A 25231-nucleotide genomic window follows, 5' to 3' on the forward strand; every position below is an offset into this window, starting at 1 on the left:
CCCGGGTGGTCGGCGACCTCCGCCATAATTCACGCGCCGGGGGTCGGATATCGGGTTGGATTCACCTGCTACCGGCGGCCGGATACTCGCCCCGGCCTGCGGTTCGCGTGCCACCACCGTAACTGCTTGTGAACCCATGCACAAAGTCGGTGAAATTCGCCTCATTTTGTGTCGCGGCCCGGCCTTGTACGATCACCGGCCGCAATTCCACATGAGCGAGTCAGGCCCGGGGGCGGCCGAGGTCGCCGCGCAAACGCGTCTCGTCGACATCGAAATAGCTGTGCTCCCGGCCGTCGAGCAGGACGACGGGGAGCCGGTCGCCGTATTCCGCGCGCAGGGCAGGCTCGGTGGCGGCCGCGATATCCACGTCCACAACGCCGGGCGCGAGATCGAATTCCGCGCATATGGTCCGCAGCTGCTCCAGGGCCTGGTCGCACAGCGCGCAGCCGGCCCGAGTAAGCAGTGTCACTTCATGAGTCGTCGGGTTGGTCATAACTGATATTCAACCCGCCCCGCCGAACGCTACGTGCCACTGCGGTGCGTCCAGGAGCGCCCGTCCGGTTAGTGTGGACGTGATTCGCGCGAACAGGCGGAGGTGCTGGTGCCGGAACGATCGAAGGTGGGGAAATCCGGGTTCATCGCGGGCCGGTTCGGGGAACTTCCGGTCCGCTGGAATCTGGGACCGCTCGGACAGGGCCTCTCCGAGCAGCTGGCGCGCATATCGCGCAGCCCGTTCGGGCCCAGCGAGGAGGAGGTACGCGCCAACGTCGCCGGTGAAGCGAGCGCCGACGCCGCATTGGCCCTACAGGATGCCGAACGGGCCGGTGGCGCCGAGACCGGGACCCCCGAGGTGCCGCGCGACCTCACCGCCGCGGCGTTCTTCGACGTGGACAACACCATGGTGCAGGGCGCTTCGATCGTGCATTTCGCCCGCGGCCTGGCGGCCCGAAAATACTTCCGCAGCGCCGACCTGATGGATATCGCCTGGAAACAGGTGAAGTTCCGGATCACGGGCAAAGAGAACAGCACCGATATGGCCACCGGTAAAGAGAAGGCCCTGGAATTCATCGCCGGCCGTTCCACGGCCGAATTGGCGGCCCTCGGTGAAGAAATCTACGACGAGATCATCGCCGACAAGATCTGGCCCGGAACACGCGCGCTGGCGCAGATGCACCTGGACGCCGGCCAGCAGGTCTGGCTGGTCACCGCGACCCCGGTCGAACTCGCCCAGGTGATCGCCAAACGACTCGGCTTGACGGGCGCCCTCGGCACCGTCGCCGAAAGTGTCGACGGAAATTTCACCGGCCGCCTGGTCGGCGATATTCTGCACGGCCTCGGTAAAGCGCACGCGGTCCGCGCGCTGGCCATTCGTGAGGGACTCAATCTCAAACGCTGCACCGCCTACTCCGACAGCCACAACGATGTGCCGATGCTCTCTCTCACCGGCACCGCGGTCGCCATCAACCCGGATTCCGACCTGCGCGAAGTCGCCAAGGCCCGGGGCTGGGAGATCCGCGATTTCCGCACCGGCCGCAAGGCCGCGAAAATCGGTGTCCCCACCGCCCTGGCGCTGGGCGCGGCCGGCGGCGCGGTCGCGGCGGCGGTTACCCGCCGCCGCAACCACTGAGCCCACACGCCGACCGGCCCGGACCGCACAGGACCGCGTTCAGCCCCGTTCGTCACCATCGCGGTTCGACGCGCCGAATTGCGGCGCCGGTCGGCGAGAATTCATCCCATGAAGGTGTTGCGGCGCCTGATCAGTAGTTTGTACAGAGTCTGCTGGATGGTCTCGCGGACCTGATCGGTCACCTCGAACATGAGCATCGGGTCGTCCGCATCCTCGGACTCGTAGTCGGTGGTCGTGATCGGAGTACCGAATTCGATGTACCACTTCGAGGGGAGCGGGATCGCGCCGAGCGGGCCGAGATGCGGGAAGGTCGGGGTCACCGGGAAGTAGGGCAGGCCCAGCAGCCGGGCCAGCGGCTTGAGATCGGCGAGTTTCGGATAGATCTCCTCCGATCCGACGATCGAGCACGGGATGATCGGCACCCCCGTGCGCACGGCGGCCGCCACGAATCCGCCGCGGCCGAAGCGCTGGAGTTTGTAGCGGTCGGCGTACTGTTTGCCGACCCCTTTGAAGCCCTCCGGGAAGACCCCGGTGATCTCACCCGAACGCAGCAGGCGTTCGGCGTCGGGCCGGCAGGCCAGAGTGTGCCCGGCTTTACGGGCGAGCGAGCCCACCATCGGCATCTCGAAGACCAGATCGGCCGCCAGCAGGCGTAGCGCCCGCTGTTTGGGGTGATGATCGTGGACCGCGAGTTGCAGCATGAGCCCGTCCAGCGGGACGGTGCCGGCATGGTTGGCCACGATCAGCGCACCACCGGCCTCCGGGATGTTTTCCATACCGTTCACCTGGACGCGGAACCAGTTCTCGGCGAGCGGTCGCATGGCGGGTAGCAGCACCGATTCGAGGAGGTGCTCGTCGAAGCCGAATTCGTCGACCTGGTAATCGCCGGTGAGACGGCGGCGGGCGAACTCGGCGGTGCGCCCGATCTGTTTGCCGACGGCGTCGCGCATCAGATCGCCGAGGGAACGCGGCGCCGGTGGAGTGGGCGGAGTCAGCCGATCGGTCAACGAGGTGACCGCCCTTTCCGCGGAACCGGTCCAGCCCCGTGCCGGGGGCCGTGGCCGCGGCACGGTGGAAAGATCTTGCAGCCGAATAACTTTGGCGACGTCGTTCATGTATGTGCTCCCGTACCGACCCTCAGCAGGCCGAGCAGTTTGTTTTCTGCGGCGTCGATCCACGCTGGATCGACTACGGGCCGCAACGCTGCGCCCCCGGTGAAGTCGTCGAACGCCTGTACCGTCGTCCAGCGCGGCTCGAATTCGAGTTCGGCGCGCATACGCGTCGTGTCCAGACCACAACCGAAAAGGAAATAGTCGAGCTGTTCGGAGCTGAAATCGCGCATCACCGGACCCATCAGGGACCGGCCGACGGTTCGGAACACTGACCACGGTACCGGCATCGCGACCCGGCCCGCACGGCGTACCGCCTGAGAGAGGGAGAGGGCACCGTCTCCGGCGACGTTGTACGTCCCGCCCGGCCCTGCCCCGGTGGCGTGCACCAATGCGGCGACCGCGTCTTCTTCGTGCAGGAACTGCATCCGCGCATCCCGGCCGAGCACGGTGGGAGTGATCGGCGAACGCAGCAGCTGCGCGGCGCGCCCGCCCAGGCCGGGGCCGATTATCGGCGCCAGCCGCAATGTTATGGCATTGATATCCGGGCGGCGCCGGGCCAGGCCGCGCGCGAAACCTTCGACCTCGATCATGTCCCGGGCGAACCAGCCGCCCGGCGGCGTGCGCGCGCTCATTTCTTCGGTGAACTTCGCTGGATCCTTCGCACTGCCGCCGTATACCCCGGAACTCGAACGCAACACCACCCGGCGCACAGTCGATGATTTCTGGCAGACCGCGAACAACTGCATCGCCCCGAGGACGTTCATATCTTTCATCGCCGCCCGGCCGCCCCCGGACGGCGGTTGCGACAAAATCGCGGTATGTACCACGGTATCGACTCGGTGACGTTCGATGACTTTACGAATCAGCGGATTCCGAATATCGGCGCGCACGAATTCGGCGCGACCCATCCGGCGGCGCAGCGGCGGGCTGGGGGTCAGTACATCGACTGCGACAATCCGTTCGATATCGGGATCGTCGACCAGCCTGCACACGACATTTCCACCGAAGTAACGGCTGGCACCGGTAACCAGCACAACCTTCGGTTTGTATCTGCCGTTCGTGTCAGCGTCCACCTGCACCGGACCGTCCCACCTCGAGCATCGGACCCCCGCTGAATGTTCCATGTACCAGACTAGCGACCGAAACCGCGGCCCCCGCCGTCATTAACGAGGACCTAACCCCAACTTCAATAGACCGAAACGCAACGAAAAACCCGCCACCGAATGGTAGCGGGTTTTCCTGAATACGAGGCGCGCTCGCGCTTACTTGCCGAGTTTGCGCCGCTGCACGCGGGTACGACGAAGCAGCTTGCGGTGCTTCTTCTTCGACATGCGCTTGCGGCGCTTCTTGATCACAGAACCCATAGGGTGTCCTCGCGTTCTCTCCTCGGCGCGTTCACGCGCTCGCTTACGTCATCTGTCCGGTCGTTGGCCCGGTTGCTCGCGGCTGAACACTCAGCCCTGGAGGCGGCGGCCGGACACGACCGCCCGCGGGCAGGTCGAGAGCCGCCGATCCAACACAGCGAGCGTTGATGTTACCGGCCCGCCGAACGGGGCCGGTAACCGCCTTCACCCGGCGTCGAAGTAGGACGTCTCGAGATATTCGTGCACCGCCTTGGCGTGCACCCGGAACGATCTCCCGACGCGGACCGCCGGTAGCTCTCCCGAGTGCACCAGCCGGTACACCGTCATCTTCGATACTCGCATCAGATTTGCCACCTCGGCGACGGTGAGAAATTGCGTACCGCCACCGAGTATCGATTGTCCGGGTGACGAACCACCGCCGCCACTAGCGGACATCTTGTTAGAAGACATCATCGCACCACTGACCTCCGGCACGTCCGCGCCGCCGGCTTCCCCACCGGCGGAACAGACACGCACGTGCTCCTTGAAGCTTAGCGGGACCAGTGGGATTACTGCGACGGGAGTGAGAAAACAGGTTCATACGCTGGGAGTCGTCCGGTCATTCTGAGGACGCGCCCTGTTCCACGGAGCGCTGCTTCGCCGCGTGCAGGGCTTCCATGAAGGCCGAACGCAGCCCCGACCGCTCGAGCTCACGCAGAGCCGCCGCTGTCGTCCCGGCCGGCGAAGTGACCGCCGCCCGCAGATCCACCGCGCTCTGCCCCGACTCCGCAAGCATGGCCGCGGAACCGAGCATGGTCTGGGTGACGAGCTGCGTGGCGACATCCCGGGTCAACCCGAGCCCGACGCCCGCCTCGACCATCGCCTCGACCACGAGGAAGAAGTAGGCAGGTCCCGAACCGGATACCGCGGTCACGGCGTCCATCTGCGTTTCGGGCACCACACACACCTGGCCCACCGAGCTCAGCAGCTCGGTCACGAGGTCGAGCTGCTCTCGTTTCGCGTACCGGCCCGCCGCGAGCACACTCATTCCCTCACCGACGAGCATGGGGGTGTTCGGCATAACCCGCACCACGGGGAAGCCCGCGGGCAGTTTGCTCTCCAGCCGGGCGGTCGGGACGCCGGCCGCCAACGACACCAGGATCTGATCCCGATCACCGTCGAGGTCCGCTTTACCCAGCTCGGTGAGCACCGCATCGATATCAACCGGTTTCACCGCGACCACCAACAGATCGGCGCCCACGGCCGCATCGGCGACCGTATCGGTCACCCGCACGCCGAACCGGCCGGCGAGCAGTTCCGCCCGATCGGTATGAGTTTCGACGACAACCAGGTCTTTGACGGCCCGACCCGCCTCCAGAAGGCCGGCGATCAAGGCTTCCCCGATCCGGCCCCCGCCGATAACCGCAATTCGTGTCATGAGGACATTGTCGATTGCGCGCATGCGGGGAAACGAGGCGGGTGTCGCATGCGGACACACGGGCGGTAGGGGATCAAACGCCCCGGGGCGACGGCGAGACCAGCGGGCCTTGGAAGGTCTGGGTGGGGTGGACCGGAGGTGGCAAGCAGAGGCAGTTCGTGAAGGTGCTGTGTTTTTGGCGCCGCCTCCGGCGTCGCAGGGTTCGGGGCCCCCTTGGTCTCGTTCTTCACTCCCGACGCTCAGTCGCTGCGCTCCTTCGCTCTGGTCGCTCCAGAACGAGACGGGCCCCGAACCACCAAGGCGGACCGACCGCATGCGGGAAACGAGGTGGGCAGGGGTGGATAGACGGGCGGTAGGTGGATCAAATGCGCCCGGGGCGGCGGAGTTCGGGTGGGTGGGCAGGTTCGGAGAGGTGGGGCGCGGATTTGCGCCAAGGTGGCTCACTCACCGTGGGGTGGGGTGTGTTTTTGGGGAGCTGGACCGCGAAGGTGGGAAGCGGGGCAGTCCGTGAAGGTGCTGTGTTTTTGGCGCCGCCTCCGGCGTCGCAGGGTTCGGGGCCCCCTTGGTCTCGTTCTTCACTCCCGACGGTCGGTCGCTGCGCTCCCTCCCTCTGGTCGCTCCAGAACGAGACGGGCCCCGAACCACCAAGGCCGACCGGCCGCATGCGGAGAAACGGGGTGGGTCGCATGCGGACAGATGGGCGGTAGGGAACAAACGCGCCGGGGGCGGCGGCGGGGGCGGTGATGGCGCGGAGTCCGCGGAAGTTCTGGGCATTCCGAGTTCGAACGTGCTCAGGCGGCGAGTTCGGTGATGATGCCGGGTTCGGGGGTTGGGCCGGCTGGGGACCGCTGAAGAAGGCGGGGGCGGGTGAGCGGATCGAGGCGGGGTCTAGCGCTTGGGGGACGGGAGGAGGGCGAGCTGGCGGCTCTGGGCCACCAGGGCGCCGGTGGAGTCGACGACGATCTGGTCCGAATCGAACATTCCGCCGCCGACCTCGTGTGTGGTGGCGATGATGCGCAACCAGCCGGGGGCGGGGCGGCGGCGTAGGTAGGTGGTCATCTGGACGGTCGGGGACCAGCCGAAATAGCCCAGGTTGGTAGGTACCGGGGGGCACATGTCCGCGGCCATCATGGCGATGTACGACGCGACCTCCGGATCGGCCTGGTCCTTCGGCCGCGGGCGCAGCCACATGCGCAAACGGGGCTCGCCGTACTCGTTATCGATGAAGGGCGCCCATTCGCGGTCGAGGAATGCGTCCATACCGCGAGCCACGTGCACGATCCGGCCCATCGACGAACCAGGTTCGTATCCGATGGCGTCCGCGCCAGGCTCGACCGGAAGGTCGGTGAGTGCGGGGGCGTGCAGCGGAACCCGGTCCGGGCCGTCCAGGTGACCGAACGTGAACGCGGTACGCACCAGCGGGCGCTTCCGCTGGATCAGCATCACATCCACCAGACAGATCTGCCGGCCCACTTTGCGGATGGACACCTCGTAAAGGACCTCACCGGGCTCCGGCGCCCCCAGGAAATCGGTGCTGCCGGACAGCGGCGCCATTGCGGCCCGGTCCGGTTCCACAGTGCGCAACCAGCGGGTCGCGGCCGCGGCCGACCCGGCGACGATCGTTCCGCCGTGCACCTTCGGCCCGATGGTCCAGATATCGTCGATGACCCCGCGGTATCGTCCGGCACCCGGTTCGTCCGCGGCCAGTTCGGTCAGAGCACAGACACGGCTGAACGGCGCCTCCGACTGCGCCAGGTCGATACCGGCGCCCAGCTCCGTCTCCGTTGTCATCGGTACTCCTGTGTTTTCTGGCACCGCCTGCGGCGTCGCGGGTTTCGGCCCCCTTTGGGCCCTGCTTTCAGCAGTCGAGACTCGTGGCTGCGCCGCATGCGCTTCGAGTGCTGCAAGCAGGGCCGGGCCAAAACCGCCAAGGGCCTCGTAAGACTCGGCACCGCCGCTGGGCACGTTGGATCGGGGTTATGAGACCTCCAAGGGCCTCGTTGCAAATCGGCGGCGTCGCTTTGGTGCGTTCGACCGGGGTTGTGAGACCTGCGAGGGCCTCGTGAGACGAGGCGGTGTCGCTGGGTGCGTTCGATCGGGGTCATGGGGCCGCTGAGGGCAGCGTAGAACTCGGCGGCGCCGCGGGGCACGTTCGGTTGGATACGCCAGGACCTCCAAAAGGTTCTCGGGGCTCGGTACCGGGGTGGTGCCGGGTTTTCCTGGAGGGCCAGCCTACGGGTTGTCTGTGGAGGGCGGGCAGAAGGTTCTTCCGGGACCCTCGCAGGCCGTGACGTCGTCAACACACCGTGACCGCCGGGTTCAGGTGGGTGCGGGCGAAATCCAGGGTACGGGTCAGCATCTCCGCGCGGGCAATGGTGGTGCGGGCTTCCTGGGTGTTGATCTCCGCGACCGCGTGCCCGGCGAAACCGTTGCCGACCAGTGCGGCGCAGACCTCCGCACACGGCTGGGTGCCTTCGCCGGGGACCAGGTGTTCGTCGTGCGCGGCACCTCGGCCGTCGGCCAAGTGCAGGTGTATCAGGCCGGCGCCCATACGTTCGGCCAGAGTCAGCGGGTCGGTGCCCGCGGTGGCGGTGTGCGAGAGGTCGAGGGTGTAGTGCTGGAAACCGGTATCGGTGGGGTCGTAGGTGGGGCTGAACGCGGTCAGCGACAGGCCCGGGCCGCCGCGGCGCTCCAGGCGCCGGATATCGCCGGCCCGGCGGCCGAACAACCGGTCGGCGCGCATGGGGAACATGTTCTCGACAGCCACGGATACCGAGCTCTGCCGCTCCAGTTCCGATACTTGTTCGGCGAATCCCTCGGCGTACCGGCGCTGCCATCGGAACGGTGGATGCACTACAACGGTGTCGGCGCCGAGAATTTCGGCGCTGCGCACACTGCGGGCCAGTTTCGCGATCGGATCCGCACCCCAGACCCGCTGCGAGATCAGCAGGCACGGGGCGTGTACCGCGAGCACGGGTATCGAATACTTGCGCGCGTAACCACGCACAGTGTCGATGTTCTGGCTGGCCGGCTCGGCCCACACCATCAATTCGATGCCGTCGTAACCCAGTTCGGCCGCATAGCGGAAGGCCGCCTCGGTGTTCTGCGGATAGACCGAGGCCGTGGAGAGACCGACCTTGATCCCCCGGGACCGCCCGCCGTCCCGCGAACCGGCCGCGGGGGAATTGCCTGCCATCGCTGCCTCGTTCAGCCCGTACTGAGTAGAAATGCCAACGGTCCCAGTGTGACGAACACACCGACGACCACAGCGATCACGGTACTGAGAATATCGTCGGTGCGGCGCAGGATCCGCACCAATGCCACGAGTCCGAGGATCACCACGACGGCCAGTGCGAGGGCAACCAGTGGCTGCATCTCCCACAGCATCTCGAATCCCTTGAACATCAGCATGCCGGCAACGGCCGCACCGGCGCTCTGGGCACCCAGAATGATCCATTGCCTGCGCGGGTCCGATACCTCCTCGTCGTCCCGCTTGCGACCGGCGGCGCCGACCCGGGAACGGGTCGCGGCGAGTTTCCCTGTCGCGGCGCCGAACCGGCCGGTGAGCGCCGAACGGCTACCGCGTTTACGGGGCTCGGCGGCGGGCTCGTCCTCGGGGACGGCATAGAAATCGGAATCCGGTTCGAAGTCGCCCGTTTCGGGCCCGTACTCACCCGGTATGGGCGGCGGCGCCGGCAGCATGGGGCCGTAGACATCCGTCTCATACATATCGGTATTACGGAAACCCTTGTCGGCATCGTAATCCGCGGGTGGCGGGCCGGGCTCGGCGAAGCCCGGGTCGGCCGGCGGGGCGGCGCCGAGCGGGCCGGAGCGCGGCAGCTGATTCTGATCCGCCAGTTGCCACACGACAGTGGCCTGATTCGCGTTCGCTACTTCGCCGGGCGGCTGCGGTGGGTCGGGCCAGGGCGCCGGATCGGGCAGCGGACGGGCGCCGCGCCGGCGGCGCTCCAATTTGGGTCGCGAATCCGCGGGAGGTGCGTGCCACGCCTCGGTAGCGGGCGCCGGTGGGCCCGATGGGGACGGCCCGCCGTCCGCATTCGGCCAGGGCGGGCCCATATCGGGCCCTCCGAATTCCGGCGGCCCGGGCGGCGCCGGAGCAGGGAACGGATCGAATCCGTTCCTTTCCGGCGGCAGGCCGTAATCCCTGGGCGCTTCGGGCGCGTACCCCCCGGACGCCTCCGGCAGGTACCCGGTGGGTGCCTCCGGTGGGGCCGCTTCCGCCGCGGCCGCGGCTTCGGCAGCTTCGGCCGCGCGTCTGCGTGCGGCCCGGCCGCCGCCGGGTGACGGCGGCCCGGTCTCCCAGGGTTGACCGTCCGGGCTCCACGCCGCCGGATCGGGGGCCGGGTAGTCGTCGACCGCGATTTCGTCGTCCGGATCGGGTCGTCGGCGCCGGCCACCCCGCGACGGGGATTCCGGATCACCCAGCCGCGCGGGCGGGCCGTCCGCGGGCGTATCGGACTGGTACGGGGCCAGCGGGTTGTACACCGTGATCGGCCCGGACATCGGTGAGTGGCTCGGCTCGCCCGGCTCCGGAAACTGTTCGCCCGCATAGGCTTGCGGGCCGTAGCCGTTCTCGGCGGGGCCGGGTCGATACCCATCGGATGCGTCGGCCGGCTCCTCGGTGTCCTCAGGAGCGGCGTGCGCGGAGCCACCGTCGACGACCGGTAGATCACCGGTCAGTTCGGATACCGAAACCCCGCGCCCGCCGCGCCGTCTACGCCCGCCACCGCTGGATGCCGGTTCCTGGCCGTTGCGGGCCAGAAGTTCGGCCACAGACAGCTGATTGGAATTCCTGCTCATGAAGGCACCGTTTCGACCGAGCCCGCCGACGCGCTGCTACCCGTCGCCGAACCGTTAGCGGTCGCCGCGTTCGGAGCATTCGTTGTCAGTGGTCCACCATTCATATCGGTATCCAGTTTGCGCAGAATCAGCCCTTCGCGCAGCGCCCATGGACAAATTTCCAGCGTATCCAGGGATAGCGCGCGCATCGCGGCCTCCGCGACGAGCGCACCTGCCACCAATTGCTGGGACCGATCGGCGCTGACCCCTTCCAGTTCCGCGCGGTCGGCCGCCGTCATCCGGGAGATGAACGCGATCAGCTGCCGCAGTCCCGAACTCGTCAACGTCCGCCGTACCCGCGGGCCGGCGCCCGAGGGGGCGGCCCCGGTCAGCCGGGCCAGTGACCGGAAGGTCTTGGAGGTGGCCACCGCGAGATCAGGTTTTCCGGCGTCGGACAACTGTTTGGCCGGAGCCACCAGTTCGGCGGACAGCCAATCGCGCAGGATGCCGATACGTCGCTTGCTGGGCGGGTCCTCGGGCAGCCATTTGCGGGTCAACCGGCCCGCACCCAACTGCAGCGACAGCGCGACATCGGGTTCCTCGTCGACGCCGCTGCTCACCTCCAGCGAACCACCGCCGATATCCAGATTGACGATCCGGCCGGCGCTCCAGCCGTACCAGCGCCGGACGGCCAGGAAGGTCAGCCGCGCCTCGTCCGCCCCGGCCAGCACCCGCAGATCCACTCCGGTCTCCGCGCGTACGCGGGCCAGCACCTCGTCGGAATTGGTCGCTTCGCGCACCGCCGAGGTAGCGAACGCCATAAGTTCCGCGCAGCCGGAGGTCGCGGCCAGGTTCGCGAGATCGGCCACCGTATCGACGAGTTTCTGCGCGCCCTCGGCCGTGATCCGGCCGGCGTCGTCCATGCTCTCGGACAGCCGCAACGACTCCTTGGTGGAGCTCATCGGCATGGGATGACCACCCCTGTGTGCGTCCACCACCAGTAGGTGAACGGTGTTGCTGCCGACATCGAGGACACCTAGACGCACACGAACACGGTACTTGGTCCACCTGAACAGCGATCGACCTGGTAGTGGTGTTAGCGTTAGGGGTTGTGACGTCTGGCGCAGCCACGAACGACTCCCTCCCCGCTCCGACCGATCTTCCGATGCCGAAGATGCGGCCGAGCCGGGAGGTGCCGCTCGACTTCCCTCGAGAGTGGCTGGAGTTCGTCGATCCCGCCGACGACGAACATCTGATCGCCGCGGACCTCACCTGGCTGACTTCCCATTGGACCTGCGTTTTCGGTACTCCGGCCTGTCAGGGGATCCTGTCCGAACAACCCGACGCCGGATGCTGCACACACGGCGCGTTCCTCTCCGACGACGACGATCGCAAACGCCTGCGCAAGGCGGTCAAACTGCTCACCCCACAGGAATGGCAGTCGATGGACGAGGCGCGCGACAAAGAAGGCAAGATCACCCGTAAGGGCTACCTGGAAACCGACGAACTGGACGGCGAACCCGCGGTTCGTACCCGCCGGGTCGACGGTGCGTGCATATTCCACAACCGGCCGGATTTCCCGGGCGGCTCCGGATGCGCACTGCACATCATGGCCGAGCACCGGGGTGTGGAACCGCATACGGTCAAACCCGATGTGTGCTGGCAGCTCCCGATACGCCGGACCCAGGAGTGGATCACCCGGCCGGACGGCGTCGAGATCCTGCGGACGATGATCACCGAGTACGACCGTCGCGGCTGGGGCCCCGGCGGTATCGACCTCGACTGGTACTGCTCCGGGTCGCCCGACGCGCATATCGGGGAGCGCCCGGTCTGGCAGTCCTACCGCGCCGAACTCATCGAGTTACTGGGCGAACCCGCCTACCAGGAACTCGAACGGCAGCTACTCCGCCGAGAGGGTACGCCGAACGCCGCCGAACATCCCGCGACGACGCGAGCCCAGCGCAAAGCCCGGGCGCGCCAGCACGGAAATCCGCCCGGGCCCGATAGGATTCTGGGACTCGACCTGCGATAACACAGTTCGCCGCCCGTCTCGGGTCTGGAGCGGAGGAGCGCAGAAGTGAAGAGCCCACCAGTCCCCGAAATCCCGCGCCCCCGAGGCGACGCGATAGACCGGCCCACCATCACCCGCCCGGCGCAGAGCAGCCCGCCACTGCGACCGACTGTCCCGTGCCTCTCCGAACGGCGCACCTCCGCGGTTCGGAGCCCGTCTCGGATCTGGACTGACGGAGCGAAGGAGCACAGTGGCCGAGCGCAGGAGGGAAGATTCGAGACCAAGAGGGCCCCGAACCCGCGCCGCCGGAGGCGGCGCCAGATAAGCACAGCGCTGATCGCAATTGCCGTGACACTGGCCGCGCCGGGAGTCGCGATCGCGCAGCCCGCCGCGGACCCGGATCAGTTCTCCGACCGCACCGCCGAGTTCATCGCGCTCGGCGCGCCCAACGCGCTGGCGGCCCGGGACTCGGGTAAGCAACTTGTACTCAGCCCGCACGGGACCCGGCGCAGCATCGTCTGCCGCGGTAACGGGGTCACCGTGGCGCTCTACGACTGCAGCCAGGAAGACGGCTTGGGCTGGGCACCCCTACACCGGACCGATACACCGGTCGGCGAGGTCTGGGTCTACTTTCCCTGATCGGGCCCGACTCGCTCAGGCTCTGCCCATCCAGCCCGAGCGAGGGCCCTACGTGGTTACGCTGCGCTGCCACCTCCGGGCCTGACTCGCTCAGGCTCTGCCCATCCAGCCCGAGCGAGGGCCCTACGTGGTTACACTGCGCTGCCACCTCCGGGCCTGACTCGCTCAGGCTTCGAGCTTGTATCCCAGGCCGCGCACCGTCACCAAGTGCTCCGGCCGGGCCGGATCGGATTCGATCTTCGAGCGCAGCCGTTTGACGTGCACATCGAGGGTTTTCGTATCGCCGACATAGTCCGCGCCCCACACCCGGTCGATCAGCTGACCGCGGGTGAGGACCCGGCCCGAATTGCGCAGCAGGTATTCGAGCAGATCGAACTCCTTCAGCGGCAGGGTCACCGGGCTACCGTTCACCAGGACCGTGTGCCGGTCCACGTCCATCCGGACCGGACCGGCTTCCAGAACGCCGTTTTCGCTGCTGGAGTCCAGCTCGTCACCGGCTCCGCGGCGCAGCACCGCCCGGATCCGGGCGATCAGTTCCCGCGCCGAATACGGTTTGGTGACGTAGTCGTCGGCGCCCAGTTCCAGCCCGACCACCTTGTCGATCTCGCTGTCCCGCGCGGTGACCATGATCACCGGCACCCCACTGCGGGTGCGCAGCTGTTTGCAGACATCGGTACCGCTCATCCCGGGCAGCATCAGATCCAGCAGGACGATATCGGCCCCGGAGCGGTCGAACTCGGCGAGCGCCGAGGGCCCGTCACCGGCGATCGTGACCTCGAATCCTTCCTTGCGCAGCAAGAAGGCGAGCGGATCGGCCAGCGATTCCTCATCCTCGACGATCAACACACTCGTCATCTGCGTGCCTCCACACCATTCGTTCGGCCCGTGCCGGTCGGCCGCGGGCTGGGTTCTCTTTTCGTCAACGCGGAAAGACCGGCGGCGCCGTTACCGTCGGCCTCCTGGTGCGCGGGTATGCGCAGGGTGAATGTCGAGCCGGTGCCGAGCTTGCTCCACAGCGTGATCTCACCGTTGTGGTTGGCGGCCACATGTTTCACGATAGCCAGGCCGAGGCCGGTGCCACCGGTGGCGCGGGACCGCGCTTTATCGGACCGGAAGAAACGTTCGAATACGCGTTCCTGATCATCTTTGGCGATACCGATACCGCGGTCGGTGACGGCCATCGCGACGTAGGAGCCGCGGACCGACCGGCTGACCGAGACATGCGAGCCGCGCGGCGAGTAGGCGATGGCGTTCTCCACCAGGTTCGACAGCGCGGTGATGAGCAGCGTTTCGTCCCCGCGAACCTCGAGCCCGCTGGGGCGGTCGGTACTGACCGTGATTCCGGCGGCTTCGGCAGCTGTCCGGGACCGGTCCACGGCCTGATTGACCACCGTATCGACGTCGACGACCTCGAGTTCGGGCAGTTTCTCCGCGCCCTGCAATCGCGACAGCGCGATCAGTTCGGTGACCATCTTCCCGAGGCGGCTGGATTCGGCCAGTACCCGTTCGCCGAAATGCCGGACCGCTTCGGGATCGTCGGCCGATTCCAGCAGCGCCTCTGCCAGCAGGCTCATCGCCCCGACCGGTGTCTTCAACTCGTGGCTCACATTGGCGACGAAATCGCGGCGGGTGGCTTCCATCCGGGCCTGCTCGGAATCGTCGTCGGCGAACAGGACCGTGAAACTGGTCTCTTCGGGCGAGAGCGGCCGGGCCAGACCCCGGACCGCGATCCGGCCGCGCCCGGGGGTGGGCTTTTCCGCGGTGAGATCGAATTCCGCCGATTCGCCGGTCGCCAGCACCTTCTCGACCGCCGCCCACGCGCGCTCGTCGAGCAACCGGTTGCGCACCAGCCCGAGCTCTTCGGCTCGCGGATTCACCAGAACGGCATCGCGGTACTCGTCCACGACGGCGATACCGCTTTCCGAGGCCAGGACGATCAGGTCGAGAACCTGGGACATGGTGAGACCGGAGTCGGCCTGACGGCGCTGCGCCGTCCGGGCGTTCACATAGGGAATCACCAGGGCGCCGACGGCCAGTCCGACGACAGCCGCCAGGACTGCCAGTAGTACGGCCTGGGGAACGCTCACATCAAGAATCGTACGGTCGACGACGCGCAAACAAACCCGGGGTCGGTGAAGTTTCGTGCAGGTCACGGCCGATTCCGGCGGTGTTAGCCCGGCGTTTACGCATTGTTCGGCAGTGGCCGGGTTTCGGATTGCCCCCGGGCGTGTTCGGCTCCTCGACGCCAACAAACCCCGTTGTGTCTGGGACACAACGGGGTTCGCTCGATCCACTCTTCTGCCGGAGTCGGTTCACCAACCCGGGTTTCCGCGGACCGGCACGTTCACGAAGCTCGGCCGGTTCGGGTCGAGTTGCACGTGCTGCGGCTTCAGTCCGGTGTCGATGAGCATCGGCAGCGGCGGTACTCCCTTCGGCGGATTCCCGGCGTAGACATCCACCCGCAACCGGTGCCCCGGCTCCAGCCTCGCCTCGATCGCGGGAACCGCGATATCGAGGGTGGTGACCTCACCGGGCACGGTGAGCCGCCGGTTCTCGATCGTGACGTACGGACGCGGATCGGTGTAGTCGCCGTTGGCCGACCGGCTGCTCTGCGATTCGTCGATCTCCCGCAGGGAGGCCATCAGCTGACCCGACGACAGCACCCGGGACTGACCGTCGGGCGCCACATCGTTGACTGTCACCGACCAGTAGCCGTCGGCCGCATCGTGCACGGTCTCCAGGTGCACCGCGATCGGCCCGGAGACGTCGACCGCTTCGCCGACCGGTGCGCTGGTGAAGGTCAGCCCGTTGGATTCGTGGATCCGGGAGTCCGCACCGCACGCGTTGATGATCGCGATGACCCCGGCGGTCGCCTGCGCGGCATCGTTCGAACACACCCCGGTGAGCCCCGGGGCGACAGTCAGTCGCGCGGAGCTGTCGGCCGCCGTGGTCAGCGATCCGTCGTGCACACTGTGGCCGCCGGTCCCGCTGGGCGCCGCGGAAAGATACATCCGCCGGTGCTCGGCCTGCTGATCGGGCGGAGCGCTCTCCCCGAAGCCGTCGTGGGTGACCCAGCCCCCGCCCTGCTGCCGCAGCGTCACCGGGCCGTACTGGTCGATACCGTTGTCGATGCCCTTGAGCCACTTGTCGAACCAGGCGCGCTGCAGCACGTCCAGGCGCGGCGGCAGCCCCGGCTTACCGGATTCACTGCCGGAATTGATGTGATATGTATCGCCCATGAGCAGCTGCTTCTGCCCGGCCGGCACCGATATCTGGTTGTAGATCTGCGATTCCGAGTAGGTGAACAGATCGTGCCAGCCACCCGTCACGAAGGTCGGCACATCGATCTTCGCGGGGTCACCCAGCCAGGCCTGCCGATCCGGGCTGTCCCCCCGGATCATCTCCTGCAATCGCGGATCCAGATCCTCGACCCGCGGAGTGGTGTAGGCGTTCAGGAACACATCGAGATAGGTGAACGGCGAGGAGAGCCGGTCGTGCAGCCATCGCTGATCGAATGTGCCGTTGACCATGGATTGCACATCGGGCATCCATTTCGTCGCGTTGATCAGCGACATCCAGAGCGGAATGAAATTGAACCCGAAACCGCCACCGGGCATGAGCACATCCTGGGCCAGATCACTACCCGGCACCACGGGGAAGAGGGCTTTCAGCGCGGGCGGATGCTGTTCGGCGGCCTGCAACTGGTTGATACCCGAATACGACATCCCGGTCATCCCGACCTTGCCGTCGGACCACGACTGGCGCGAAGCCCAATCGATCACCTCGGTGGTGTCGAGCTGTTCGCGCTGCCGCAGCATGTCCCATACACCCTGCGAGAACCCGGTACCCCGGACATCCACGACGACCTGGACGTAGCCGCTCTTCACCAGCTGCCGGTCGACGGCGAAGTTCCGCATCGCACCGCCGCCCAGCGCCTTGGTGAGGTCGGTGAGCCCTGACAGCGGGGTCCCGGTCATATCGATATCCCGGGCCAACTGGGTGGCGGCATCCGATATCCCGGGCACGGAACCCATGTGGTCGATCAGATTGGTCGCCAATTTGGTGTACGGGGTCATATTCACGAGTACGGGCGTACGGGTGTCGACAGGCCGGGATGCGGCGTCGGCGGGCCGGTACACATTGGCCTTCAGCACGGTGCCGTCACTCATGGTGATCGGCACATCCCAAGTGATGTTGATATTCGGGTATTGCTGCGGCCCGTCGTGCGTCGTCGCCCACTGCGCGCCGGCCGCTCCCCCATCCGGTCCCGTAGCCACCGGTGCCGCCGCGGCACCGCCACCCAGTATCGGCGCCAGCAGTACTGCGGCAGCGATCGCCACCGTGGCGCGTAGCACGATCTTCATCGGCCGTGATCCACCTCTCGAACTGGTCGGACGATCGAGAGCATACACAGCGTTACTGGCGAGTAATGAGAATCTCGGAGCGGATTTCGACGAATTATGTTCTTCGGCGAGAATTTTGGGACTCCCCCACAAGAAGAATCACCGACCACCGTGCCGCTTCACAATGTCAATGGCGCCGCCGCCGGGAGGCGCGGGATCGTGACCCTGTCAACCGCGCTCTCGGCGTAAACCATCCGTGAAGGGGCGGGCTGTAATTTTGGAGCCGCTCCGCGGCTCGAGGGCGGGGCCCTATTAACCCCGCGTCTTCACTCCGGCGCTCAGTCGCTGCGCTCCTTCGCTCTGTCGCTGCAGACGCGGGGCGGGCCCCGCCCGCAAAGGCTGGTCAACCTCGGAACGGAAAGCGGGAGGGCTCGTAGCGGTGGGCTTCACCCCCGAACCCACGCATACACAAATCGATTCGCTCCACATTCCGGGGCGGGGCCCGCCCGGTTCTGGAGCGACCAGAGGAAGGGAGCGCAGCGACCGCCCGGCGGGAGTGAAGAACCGGGTTAACAGGGCCCCGCCCTCGAGACGCGGAGCGTCTCCAATAACACAGCCCGCCCCTTCACGGATGGTCTACCTCGTACCCCTTCACGATGGTCTACCTCGCGCCCCTTCACGATGGTCTACCTCGCGCCCCTTCACGATGGTCTACCTCGCGCCCCTTCACGATGGTCTACCTCGTACCCCTTCACGATGGTCTACCTCGGAAGCAGCGTTAACAGGCCCCGCCCCCGCGCCACCGGAGGCGCCCCAGAAATACAGCTACCGGCCACCCTGGTTGGCGACAGCAGCAGCGCCGGCTGCGGCGGCTTCCGGGTCCAGGTACTCACGCGGCCGCACCGGACGCAGATCTTCGTCCAGTTCGTAGCGCAGCGGGATACCGGTGGGAATGTTCAGTCCGGCGATCTCGTCGTCGGATATCTGGTCGAGGTGTTTGACCAGCGCGCGCAGGGAATTGCCGTGTGCGGCCACCAGGACCGTCTTACCGGTGAGCAACTCCCGGGAAATCGTCGACTCCCAGTAGGGAACCATCCGGTTCACCACATCGAGCAGGCATTCGGTGCGCGGGACCTCGATATCGGCGTAGCGCGGATCGCCTGCCTGGCTGTATTCGTCGTCGAGTTCGATCGGCGGCGGCGGGGTGTCGTAGCTGCGGCGCCACAGCATGAACTGTTCCTCGCCGTATTCGTCGCGGATCTGCGCCTTGTTCTTACCCTGCAGGGCACCGTAGTGGCGCTCGTTGAGCCGCCAATCCCGGATAACCGGAATCCAGTGCCGGTCGGCCGCGTCGAGCGCGATATTCGCGGTCGAGATCGCGCGCCGCAGCAGCGAGGTGTAGACGATATCGGGCAGGATGTCGTGCTCGGCCAGCAGTTCACCGGCCCGTTTACCCTCGGCGACGCCCTTGTCGGTGAGATGCACGTCCACCCAGCCGGTGAACAGGTTCAGGGCGTTCCATTCGCTCTCGCCGTGGCGCAGCAAAACGAGGGTGTAGGTCATGCGGGTCATCCTGCCATGGGCCGGTCCCGGTCTTGCGTGGGCCCGGATCGCTCATCGGGCGTATGTGCCCGCCCGTCGCCACCGCCGGTAGCTCGGCGGCACCACCGGTACCCGGCCACGGACCGTCGATTGCGGGTAGGCCGGGAACAACTCACTCTTCCGGAAATCCGCTCGTCGCGGTTGCGAACGGGTCCGTATCCGAGCACGCGAGGACCGCGGCCCCGACCAGGGTGGCCCCCTCGTCGAGCCGGGACAGTTCCACTCGCAGACCTCGCAGGAAACCGAGTCCGGCATGCCGGTCGACCGCCACCCGCAGCGGACCCCAGAGCGGTTCACCGGAGTGGGCGAAACCTCCGCCGATCACCACAGTGTCGATATCCAGCAATGCCGCCGCGGAACTGATCGCCTGACCGAGCGCGGTTCCGGCCCGCGCCAGTGCCGATACCGCGATCGGATCGCCGGCCCGGGCCGCCCGGGCCAGCTCGGCACCGGTCTCCCCCGGCCAGCCCTGCTCCCGCGCCCAGCGCGCCGAGGACATTCCGCTCGCCACCGCCTCGACACAGCCCACACCGCCGCAGGCACACCGCACATCCCATCCCGGGACCACGATATGACCGATATGCCCGGCATTACCGGTGCGCCCCAGTGATACTCGGCCGTCGACGATTATCCCGCCACCGATCCCCGACGATACGGTCATCGCCAGTGCGTTGCGTACACCGTGCAAGGCGCCCGAATGCTGTTCCGCGAGAGCCAGGCACGCACCGTCCATCGCGAAACGTACAGCGGCGCCCGGGAACAACTCCCGCACTGCCGCCACGATCGGGAACCCGTCCCGCCATTCGGGAATATTCAGCGGTTTCGTGATCCCGGCCGGCTCATCCACGGGGCCCGCCGATCCGATGCCGATCGCCGACACCGCGGCGCCGTCCGCGACCGAGACCAGCAGTTCCCGGCAGACATCCCATACTCCCCGGACCGGTACCGGAGCCCGGCGAACCGCGGTCACCGCGCCGGCGGCATCGACCACTCCCGCGGCGAACTTGGTCGCCCCGATATCCAGCGCCAGAATCGCCACCGCACCTCCTGATGATCAGATCCGCCGATTGTCCCCCACCTGTATCTCGGCCGTTCCGATGAGGTCCGGGGCTCGATCAGTTGACCTCGGGAGTGTCCACGAGATGCTCGAAAGCCCGCAGGTTCTGCAGTGATTCGCCGCGCGACACCCGCCACTTCCATTCCTTCCGAATGGATTCGGCGAAACCGAGTTCGAGCAGAGTGTTGAAATCGCCGTCCACCGCCTCGAGGATCTGGCCGAAGATACGGTCCAGTTCCTCGGCCGTCACCGAATGCGTGGCGGCCCGGCCGACCAGATAGATATCGCCCAGCTTGTCCAGGGTGTAGGCCACACCGTAGAGGCGGCGGTTGCGCCGCAGCAGGAATTTGTAGACGCCTTCGAAGTTCTCGTCGGGTTTGCGGCATACGAAGGATTCGTAGCGCACCCCGTGCCCGCCCACGGTGAGCATCACCGCGGTCTTCAATTTCCGCTCCCCGGGCAGTATCGCGACGAACACACCGTCGCCGGGGTGGGTGTACTCGATCTCGCGGTCCCGCAGGGTTTCCTCGACGACCCGCGCGGTGTCCGGTATCTCGCTCATCGGAGCACTCCCGTCCGGCGCCGCCACAGCGCCCGCGATCTGGCCTGGTTCTCGCCGAGGATAGCGGGGCCGCGGCCGTAGCCCGACAATGCGGCGGTATAGCTGTCGAGCAGTTTCTCCGCGGTATGCGCCCACGAGAAATCCGCCGCGTGCGCTACCGCGTTCTCGCCCATCTCGGCCAGCCGAGCCGGAGCGTCCAGCAGGTACTCCAGGGCCCCGCCCCAGTCAGGTGTGCGATGTCCCGCCACCAGTAGCCCACTGTGCTCGTGCCGGACCGCGGTACCCAGCCCGCCGACCGCGGCCGCGAGCACCGGCGTACCGCTGGCCTGCGCCTCCAATGCGACGAGCCCGAAGGATTCGTTGTAGCTCGGCACGGCCACCAGATTCGCCGCCCGGTACACCTGCACCAAACGGTCGGGCGGCTGCGGCGGCAGGAAGGTGACGTGTTCGGAGATTCCGAGCTGATCGGCCAGCTCGATGAGCGCATCCGGTCGCTCCAGGCCGGTACCCGACGGCCCGCCGACGATCAGGGCCCGCAATCTCCGGCCCGGCCGGCGCCGCAACGCCTCGGCGACGGCACGGACCAGCACATCCGGCGCCTTCAAGGGCTGGATCCGGCCGACGAACGCGACGATCTCCTCATCGGCGGGCAATCCGAGCTCGGCCCGGGCGGCCGCCCTGTCACCGGGACGGTAGCGCGTCAGGTCCGCACCCGGCGGCACGATATCGATATTTCCGGGCAACGCTCCGTACAGCTCCACCAGCTGCCGGGCTTCGCGCGCGGTATTCGCGGTGAGCCGGTCGGCTTCGGCGATCACCTGTTTCTCGCCGATCTCCCGGGTCGCCGGTTCGGGCGCATCGCCCTCCGCGAGTGCCGCGTTCTTCACCGCGGCCAGGGTGTGCGCGGTATGCACCAACGGCACCCGCCAGCGGTCCCGCGCCAGCCAGCCGACCTGGCCGGACAGCCAGTAATGCGAATGCACGAGGTCGTAATATCCGGGGACCTGCCGGGCCTCCTGCCGCAGCACCTCGGCGGTGAACGGACACAGCTGGGTCGGCAGATCGTGTTTGTCCAGACCCTCGAACGGCCCCGCCACCACATTGCGCACCAGCACCCCGGGGGCGGCTTCCTGCACCGGCGGCAGATTCGACGAGGTCGCCCGAGTGAAGATCTCCACCTCGGTCCCCCGCTGCGCCAGCTGTTCGGCGGTCTGCAGCACGTAGACGTTCATCCCACCCGCATCCCCGGTACCGGGCTGAGCCAGTGGTGAGGTGTGCACCGTCAGTACGGCGATACGGTTCGGCCGTCGGTCCGGGCGTTCACTCACGATGTCCATATTGCACGGTGCAACGCGGCAGCCCCGCGGCTGCTTCCCACCGGGTGAAAGTCATCACACCTACCCGATTCCGCCCATCCCAGCGCACCCCGAACCCCACTCAACCCCCCACGCGACACTCCTGTACGAACTGACGCACCTCGGTACCGAACCGATCCGGATCTTCGATGAACAGCCCGTGCTGCGCACCGTCCCAGATCGACGCCCGCCCCCGCGGGGCGGTTTCCGCGATATAGCGCCCGTCGGCGACCGGTACGACCGGATCATCCGAACCGTGCAACACCAGTACCGGCACCTCGAGCCCGCGCAAAGTCCCGGTGTTGTCCACCGACCGATAGAACAGCGCCTTCCGTACGAACGGCGGCGTCGCCAGACTCGCGCCGAACAACCGCTGCGCGTCCGCCCCCTTGTCCCGACCGGACCCGGTGTTGGCATTGCCGAACGCGGAGAATCCACGCACCGCCCGCCCCGGACTCTCCTCGAAAACGCCCGGGATGGCCTGCTGCATCGCCTCGCCGACCTCGGCACCCGGCACACCCCGCCCGATATTGGCCATCGCCCCGGTGAAGATCACCCCGGCGACCGCGCCGCTGCCGTACTCGGCGAGATAATCACTGACCACGATCCCGCCGTAGGACCACCCCAGCAGAACCGCGCCCGATTCGATCGATTCGGCCGCCAGTACCGCCGCGATATCTCCCGCCCAGTTCTTCGGCTCGTCGTAACCCGAATCCGGCGCCCCGGAGTACCCGTGGCCACGCAGGTCGACCGCGATAACCCGGAAATCCGCGGCGAGATCCTCGAAAACCCGCCCCCAGCAGCGCAGGTCCGCCGACCATCCGTGCACCAGCAATACCGGCGGCGCTTCCACGGCCCCACCTGTGCGGTAAACGATGCTGGTCCCGTCGATACTGCGCACTTCCTGGATAGCCATGAGCGCATCATAGGATCGGGTCCATGAGCACACGCACCGCTGTTGTCACCGGCGCCAGCTCGGGTATCGGGGAAGCCACCGCCCGGGAACTCGCGAAGCAGGGCTACCACGTGTACGTGGGTGCCCGGCGAGTCGACCGGCTGGAGGGGCTGGCCGCGGAGATCGGCGGAACCGCGCTCCCGCTCGACGTCACCTCCGACGAATCGGTCCAGGCTTTCGCCGACGCGATCGAGAGCGCGAACGTGCTGGTCAACAATGCCGGCGGCGCCAAGGGCCTGGCCACGGTCGCCGACGCCGACCTCGACGATTGGCGCTGGATGTGGGAGACCAATGTGCTGGGCACCCTCCGGATGACCAAGGCGTTGCTGCCGAAATTGATCGCTTCCGGCGACGGCCTGATCGTCACCATCACCTCGGTCGCGGCGTTCCACGCCTACGACAACGGCTCCGGCTACACCTCCGCCAAACACGCCCAGGCCGTACTGCACCGCACTCTGCGCGGCGAGTTGCTGGGGCAGCCGGTGCGGCTCACCGAGATCGCTCCCGGCGCGGTGGAAACGGAGTTCTCGCTGGTCCGATTCGACGGCGACGCCGATCGGGCCGCCAAGGTCTACGAGGGTATCGATCCGCTGGTAGCCCAGGACATCGCCGAAATCGTCGGCTTCGTGGCGAACCGCCCGCCGCATGTGAATCTCGACCAGATCATCGTCAAACCGCGTGACCAGGCAGACCCGGGCCGTTTCGCCCGGCGCGGCTGACCGGCACGTCGCGCTCCGCGCGGCAGACGGGCGTCAGAGCTCGACACCCACGGTGACCGGTTCCGGTGTCAGCACGATGCCGAACCGGTCGGCTACCCCGTCGCGCACTGTGCGCGCCAGCTCGACGATATCGGCGGCCGTGGCGGCGCCCCGGTTGGTGAGCGCCAGGGTGTGTTTGGTGGACAGCCGGGCGGCGGCATCCGGACCGGGGAAACCCTTGCCGAAACCAGCGCGTTCGATCAACCAGCCGGCGGAGAATTTCACACCGGAGGCGGCAGGGAATTCGGGGAATGTCACATCGCCGAGCTGCGCTCGAACAGCCGCGCGGACTCGGTCGACCTGGTCGGCGGGGACGACCGGGTTGGTGAAGAACGATCCGGCGCTCCAGGTGTCGTGGTCGGCGGAATCGAGCACCATCCCCTTACCCGCGCGCAAACCGAGAACCGTCTCACGCACCGCGGCGGCCGGGCGGCTTTCGCCTTCGGCGGCACCCAGACGATCCGCGAGCTCACGGTAGGCCAGCGGGGCGCTCGCACCGGACGGGTCGAGTGCGAACTCCACCGCGAGCACTACCGCGTCGGAGCGGTGTTTGAGCCGGCTCGTCCGATAGCCGAACGCGAGGTCGGCCGGAGCCACCCAATGGGTTTCCCCGGTCGCGCGGTCCAGCAGCTGGACCCGGCGCAGCAGGTCGGCGACCTCCACCCCGTAGGCGCCCACGTTCTGTACGGGTGTCGCTCCCGCGGACCCGGGGATCCCGGACAGGCATTCGAGCCCGCCGAACCCCGCACGCACTGTTTTCGCGACCACCGCGTCCCAGTTCGCGCCCGCTTCCGCTGTCACCGTATCGGCGCCCAGCTCGACCCCCTCGGTGGCGATCCGGACCACGACGGCGGGAACATCATCGTCGGCGATCAGCAGATTGGAGCCCCCGGCCAGCAACAGCACCGGCACCGCGGCGGCGTCCAGGGCGCGCACCGTCGCGACCAGGGCTTCGGTGGTGGCGCAATCGGCGACGGTCGCTTTGCCGCCGACCCGCAGCGTGGTCAGCTCCGACATGGCTACCGCGGACCGCACCCGCGCGCCCGTACCGGCCAGCAGTCGTCGCAGTTCGTCCGCCGGGACAACCCGAGAAGTTCGCACGCCCAGACGGTAGCGTGTCCGGTCATGGCAACAGCGCTGGCGTATACGGCTCACTACTCTCATCCCGTCGCCGCGGTGCGCGAAGCGTTCTGCACGGAGAAGTACTGGAAGGACCGTATCGCCGCGGTGGGCGGGCCGAGCGCTCGTTTCGTCTCGCTGGATGTGGACGGGGAACAGGTGCGCATCGAGGTGGTGCAGTCCATCCCGGCCGATCTCCTGCCGCCCGCCATCACCGCCGTACATCCCGGCGATCTGATCATCCCGCGGACCGAGACCTGGTCCGGGATCACCGGTAGTTTCGAGGCCCGGGTCGAGGGTGCGCCCGCGGAAGTCCGCGGAACCATCACCGCCACCGACGAACCCACCGGCGCCGTCGCCGAGATCTCCGGGTCGATCGAGGTGAAGGTTCCGCTGTTCGGTCGCAAGATCGAGGAGGCCATCGGCGAGCGGCTCACCGAACTGCTGGCCGAAGAGACCGAGTTCACCAACGGCTGGATCGCCGAACAGCCGTAGCGCCCCGGCCCCGGA

General features: G+C 67.3%; 24 protein-coding genes. 5 read left to right on the forward strand and 19 right to left on the reverse strand.

Features of this window, described 5'->3' with window-relative positions; all coding sequences use genetic code 11:
- Positions 1–220: 220 nt before the first annotated feature.
- The gene (locus tag ABZ827_RS16920) at positions 221–493 is read right to left on the reverse strand and encodes a glutaredoxin family protein (RefSeq protein ID WP_357237688.1); all 273 of its coding nucleotides are present in this window, start codon (positions 491–493) and stop codon (positions 221–223) included.
- A 183-nt stretch (positions 494–676) separates the two neighbouring features.
- Between ABZ827_RS16920 and ABZ827_RS16925 the strand changes: the two genes are divergently transcribed.
- Positions 677–1627, forward strand: a complete 951-nt coding sequence (locus ABZ827_RS16925; RefSeq protein ID WP_357237734.1) for an HAD-IB family hydrolase — start codon at positions 677–679, stop codon at positions 1625–1627.
- A gap of 101 nt (positions 1628–1728) precedes the next feature.
- On the opposite strand, the gene ABZ827_RS16930 is transcribed toward ABZ827_RS16925, so the two are convergent.
- The 9 genes from ABZ827_RS16930 to ABZ827_RS16970 all read right to left on the reverse strand — a co-directional run bounded on the left by ABZ827_RS16930 (position 1729) and on the right by ABZ827_RS16970 (position 11366).
- The gene (locus tag ABZ827_RS16930) at positions 1729–2742 is read right to left on the reverse strand and encodes a lysophospholipid acyltransferase family protein (protein WP_357237689.1); all 1014 of its coding nucleotides are present in this window, start codon (positions 2740–2742) and stop codon (positions 1729–1731) included.
- Positions 2739–3812 carry an NAD-dependent epimerase/dehydratase family protein gene (locus ABZ827_RS16935; RefSeq protein ID WP_357237690.1) on the reverse strand — a complete coding sequence of 358 codons (1074 nt, stop codon included), beginning with the start codon at positions 3810–3812 and terminating at the stop codon, positions 2739–2741. The genes ABZ827_RS16930 and ABZ827_RS16935 overlap by 4 nt, the downstream gene beginning before the upstream one ends.
- Before the next feature lie 189 nt (positions 3813–4001).
- Positions 4002–4103 (reverse strand): AURKAIP1/COX24 domain-containing protein, encoded by a 102-nt coding sequence (locus tag ABZ827_RS16940; RefSeq protein ID WP_003402602.1) that lies wholly within the window; start codon positions 4101–4103, stop codon positions 4002–4004.
- Positions 4104–4307: 204 nt separating this feature from the next.
- Positions 4308–4538, reverse strand: coding sequence for a helix-turn-helix domain-containing protein (locus tag ABZ827_RS16945; RefSeq protein ID WP_357237691.1), 231 nt, complete (start codon positions 4536–4538; stop codon positions 4308–4310).
- A gap of 163 nt (positions 4539–4701) precedes the next feature.
- Positions 4702–5520, reverse strand: coding sequence for a pyrroline-5-carboxylate reductase (gene proC, locus ABZ827_RS16950; protein ID WP_357237692.1), 819 nt, complete (start codon positions 5518–5520; stop codon positions 4702–4704).
- 888 nt (positions 5521–6408) lie between these two features.
- A complete protein-coding gene (locus ABZ827_RS16955) occupies positions 6409–7311 on the reverse strand; it encodes a thioesterase family protein (protein ID WP_357237693.1) in 903 nt (300 codons plus the stop codon).
- Positions 7312–7816: 505 nt separating this feature from the next.
- Complete coding sequence (locus ABZ827_RS16960; RefSeq protein WP_357237694.1) at positions 7817–8716, reverse strand: sugar phosphate isomerase/epimerase; 900 nt, start codon at positions 8714–8716, stop codon at positions 7817–7819.
- An 11-nt stretch (positions 8717–8727) separates the two neighbouring features.
- Positions 8728–10341 (reverse strand): hypothetical protein, encoded by a 1614-nt coding sequence (locus ABZ827_RS16965; RefSeq protein WP_357237695.1) that lies wholly within the window; start codon positions 10339–10341, stop codon positions 8728–8730.
- Entirely contained in the window at positions 10338–11366 is a 1029-nt protein-coding gene (locus tag ABZ827_RS16970) for a Ppx/GppA phosphatase family protein (protein WP_357237696.1), read from the reverse strand. Before ABZ827_RS16970 ends, ABZ827_RS16965 begins: the two co-directional genes overlap by 4 nt.
- A 128-nt stretch (positions 11367–11494) precedes the next feature.
- Between ABZ827_RS16970 and ABZ827_RS16975 the strand changes: the two genes are divergently transcribed.
- Positions 11495–12352 carry a hypothetical protein gene (locus ABZ827_RS16975; RefSeq protein ID WP_357237735.1) on the forward strand — a complete coding sequence of 286 codons (858 nt, stop codon included), beginning with the start codon at positions 11495–11497 and terminating at the stop codon, positions 12350–12352.
- Positions 12353–12679: 327 nt separating this feature from the next.
- Positions 12680–12970, forward strand: a complete 291-nt coding sequence (locus ABZ827_RS16980; protein WP_357237697.1) for a hypothetical protein — start codon at positions 12680–12682, stop codon at positions 12968–12970.
- Positions 12971–13135: 165 nt separating this feature from the next.
- Here ABZ827_RS16980 and ABZ827_RS16985 read toward each other — a convergent pair whose 3' ends face one another.
- The 8 genes from ABZ827_RS16985 to ABZ827_RS17020 form a co-directional block, all read right to left on the reverse strand.
- Positions 13136–13825 (reverse strand): response regulator transcription factor, encoded by a 690-nt coding sequence (locus ABZ827_RS16985; RefSeq protein WP_357237698.1) that lies wholly within the window; start codon positions 13823–13825, stop codon positions 13136–13138.
- Positions 13822–15057: an ATP-binding protein gene (locus tag ABZ827_RS16990; protein ID WP_357237699.1), complete on the reverse strand. Its 1236-nt coding sequence runs from the start codon at positions 15055–15057 to the stop codon at positions 13822–13824. Before ABZ827_RS16990 ends, ABZ827_RS16985 begins: the two co-directional genes overlap by 4 nt.
- A 225-nt stretch (positions 15058–15282) precedes the next feature.
- Entirely contained in the window at positions 15283–17334 is a 2052-nt protein-coding gene (locus ABZ827_RS16995) for a CocE/NonD family hydrolase (RefSeq protein ID WP_357237700.1), read from the reverse strand.
- Between the two features lie 804 nt (positions 17335–18138).
- Complete coding sequence (locus ABZ827_RS17000) at positions 18139–18876, reverse strand: phosphoglyceromutase (protein ID WP_357237701.1); 738 nt, start codon at positions 18874–18876, stop codon at positions 18139–18141.
- A gap of 151 nt (positions 18877–19027) precedes the next feature.
- Entirely contained in the window at positions 19028–19954 is a 927-nt protein-coding gene (locus ABZ827_RS17005; protein WP_357237702.1) for an ROK family protein, read from the reverse strand.
- 76 nt (positions 19955–20030) lie between these two features.
- Positions 20031–20534 (reverse strand): YbjN domain-containing protein, encoded by a 504-nt coding sequence (locus tag ABZ827_RS17010; RefSeq protein ID WP_357237703.1) that lies wholly within the window; start codon positions 20532–20534, stop codon positions 20031–20033.
- The gene (gene mshA, locus ABZ827_RS17015; RefSeq protein ID WP_357237704.1) at positions 20531–21871 is read right to left on the reverse strand and encodes a D-inositol-3-phosphate glycosyltransferase; all 1341 of its coding nucleotides are present in this window, start codon (positions 21869–21871) and stop codon (positions 20531–20533) included. Before mshA ends, ABZ827_RS17010 begins: the two co-directional genes overlap by 4 nt.
- Positions 21872–21971: 100 nt before the next feature.
- Positions 21972–22805 (reverse strand): alpha/beta hydrolase, encoded by an 834-nt coding sequence (locus ABZ827_RS17020; protein WP_357237705.1) that lies wholly within the window; start codon positions 22803–22805, stop codon positions 21972–21974.
- Between the two features lie 23 nt (positions 22806–22828).
- On the opposite strand from ABZ827_RS17020, the gene ABZ827_RS17025 reads away from it, so the two are divergent.
- Positions 22829–23563 carry an SDR family NAD(P)-dependent oxidoreductase gene (locus ABZ827_RS17025; RefSeq protein ID WP_357237706.1) on the forward strand — a complete coding sequence of 245 codons (735 nt, stop codon included), beginning with the start codon at positions 22829–22831 and terminating at the stop codon, positions 23561–23563.
- 33 nt (positions 23564–23596) lie between these two features.
- On the opposite strand, the gene ABZ827_RS17030 is transcribed toward ABZ827_RS17025, so the two are convergent.
- Positions 23597–24637 (reverse strand): UDP-N-acetylmuramate dehydrogenase, encoded by a 1041-nt coding sequence (locus ABZ827_RS17030; RefSeq protein WP_357237736.1) that lies wholly within the window; start codon positions 24635–24637, stop codon positions 23597–23599.
- Between the two features lie 90 nt (positions 24638–24727).
- Here ABZ827_RS17030 and ABZ827_RS17035 point away from each other — a divergent pair, with 90 nt between their 5' ends.
- Positions 24728–25216 carry a DUF2505 domain-containing protein gene (locus ABZ827_RS17035; protein WP_357237707.1) on the forward strand — a complete coding sequence of 163 codons (489 nt, stop codon included), beginning with the start codon at positions 24728–24730 and terminating at the stop codon, positions 25214–25216.
- The last annotated feature ends 15 nt before the right edge of the window (positions 25217–25231 follow it).

It is taken from the genome of Nocardia sp. NPDC019395 (assembly GCF_040632335.1).
Lineage (GTDB): Bacteria > Actinomycetota > Actinomycetes > Mycobacteriales > Mycobacteriaceae > Nocardia.

Bases quoted from the DNA above. Each gene is read 5' to 3' on its own strand.
- ABZ827_RS16920 (WP_357237688.1), bottom strand. From the start codon at position 493: ATGACCAACCCGACGACTCATGAAGTGACACTGCTTACTCGGGCCGGC.
- ABZ827_RS16955 (WP_357237693.1), bottom strand. From the start codon at position 7,311: ATGACAACGGAGACGGAGCTGGGCGCCGGTATCGACCTGGCGCAGTCG.
- ABZ827_RS16995 (WP_357237700.1), bottom strand. From the start codon at position 17,334: ATGAAGATCGTGCTACGCGCCACGGTGGCGATCGCTGCCGCAGTACTG.
- ABZ827_RS17020 (WP_357237705.1), bottom strand. From the start codon at position 22,805: ATGGCTATCCAGGAAGTGCGCAGTATCGACGGGACCAGCATCGTTTAC.
- ABZ827_RS17035 (WP_357237707.1), top strand. From the start codon at position 24,728: ATGGCAACAGCGCTGGCGTATACGGCTCACTACTCTCATCCCGTCGCC.
- proC (WP_357237692.1), bottom strand. From the start codon at position 5,520: ATGACACGAATTGCGGTTATCGGCGGGGGCCGGATCGGGGAAGCCTTG.
- ABZ827_RS16985 (WP_357237698.1), bottom strand. From the start codon at position 13,825: ATGACGAGTGTGTTGATCGTCGAGGATGAGGAATCGCTGGCCGATCCG.
- ABZ827_RS17025 (WP_357237706.1), top strand. From the start codon at position 22,829: ATGAGCACACGCACCGCTGTTGTCACCGGCGCCAGCTCGGGTATCGGG.
- ABZ827_RS16975 (WP_357237735.1), top strand. From the start codon at position 11,495: ATGCGGCCGAGCCGGGAGGTGCCGCTCGACTTCCCTCGAGAGTGGCTG.
- ABZ827_RS16945 (WP_357237691.1), bottom strand. From the start codon at position 4,538: ATGTCCGCTAGTGGCGGCGGTGGTTCGTCACCCGGACAATCGATACTC.
- ABZ827_RS17000 (WP_357237701.1), bottom strand. From the start codon at position 18,876: ATGACCTACACCCTCGTTTTGCTGCGCCACGGCGAGAGCGAATGGAAC.
- mshA (WP_357237704.1), bottom strand. From the start codon at position 21,871: ATGGACATCGTGAGTGAACGCCCGGACCGACGGCCGAACCGTATCGCC.
- ABZ827_RS17010 (WP_357237703.1), bottom strand. From the start codon at position 20,534: ATGAGCGAGATACCGGACACCGCGCGGGTCGTCGAGGAAACCCTGCGG.
- ABZ827_RS16960 (WP_357237694.1), bottom strand. From the start codon at position 8,716: ATGGCAGGCAATTCCCCCGCGGCCGGTTCGCGGGACGGCGGGCGGTCC.
- ABZ827_RS16930 (WP_357237689.1), bottom strand. From the start codon at position 2,742: ATGAACGACGTCGCCAAAGTTATTCGGCTGCAAGATCTTTCCACCGTG.
- ABZ827_RS16965 (WP_357237695.1), bottom strand. From the start codon at position 10,341: ATGAGCAGGAATTCCAATCAGCTGTCTGTGGCCGAACTTCTGGCCCGC.
- ABZ827_RS16940 (WP_003402602.1), bottom strand. From the start codon at position 4,103: ATGGGTTCTGTGATCAAGAAGCGCCGCAAGCGCATGTCGAAGAAGAAG.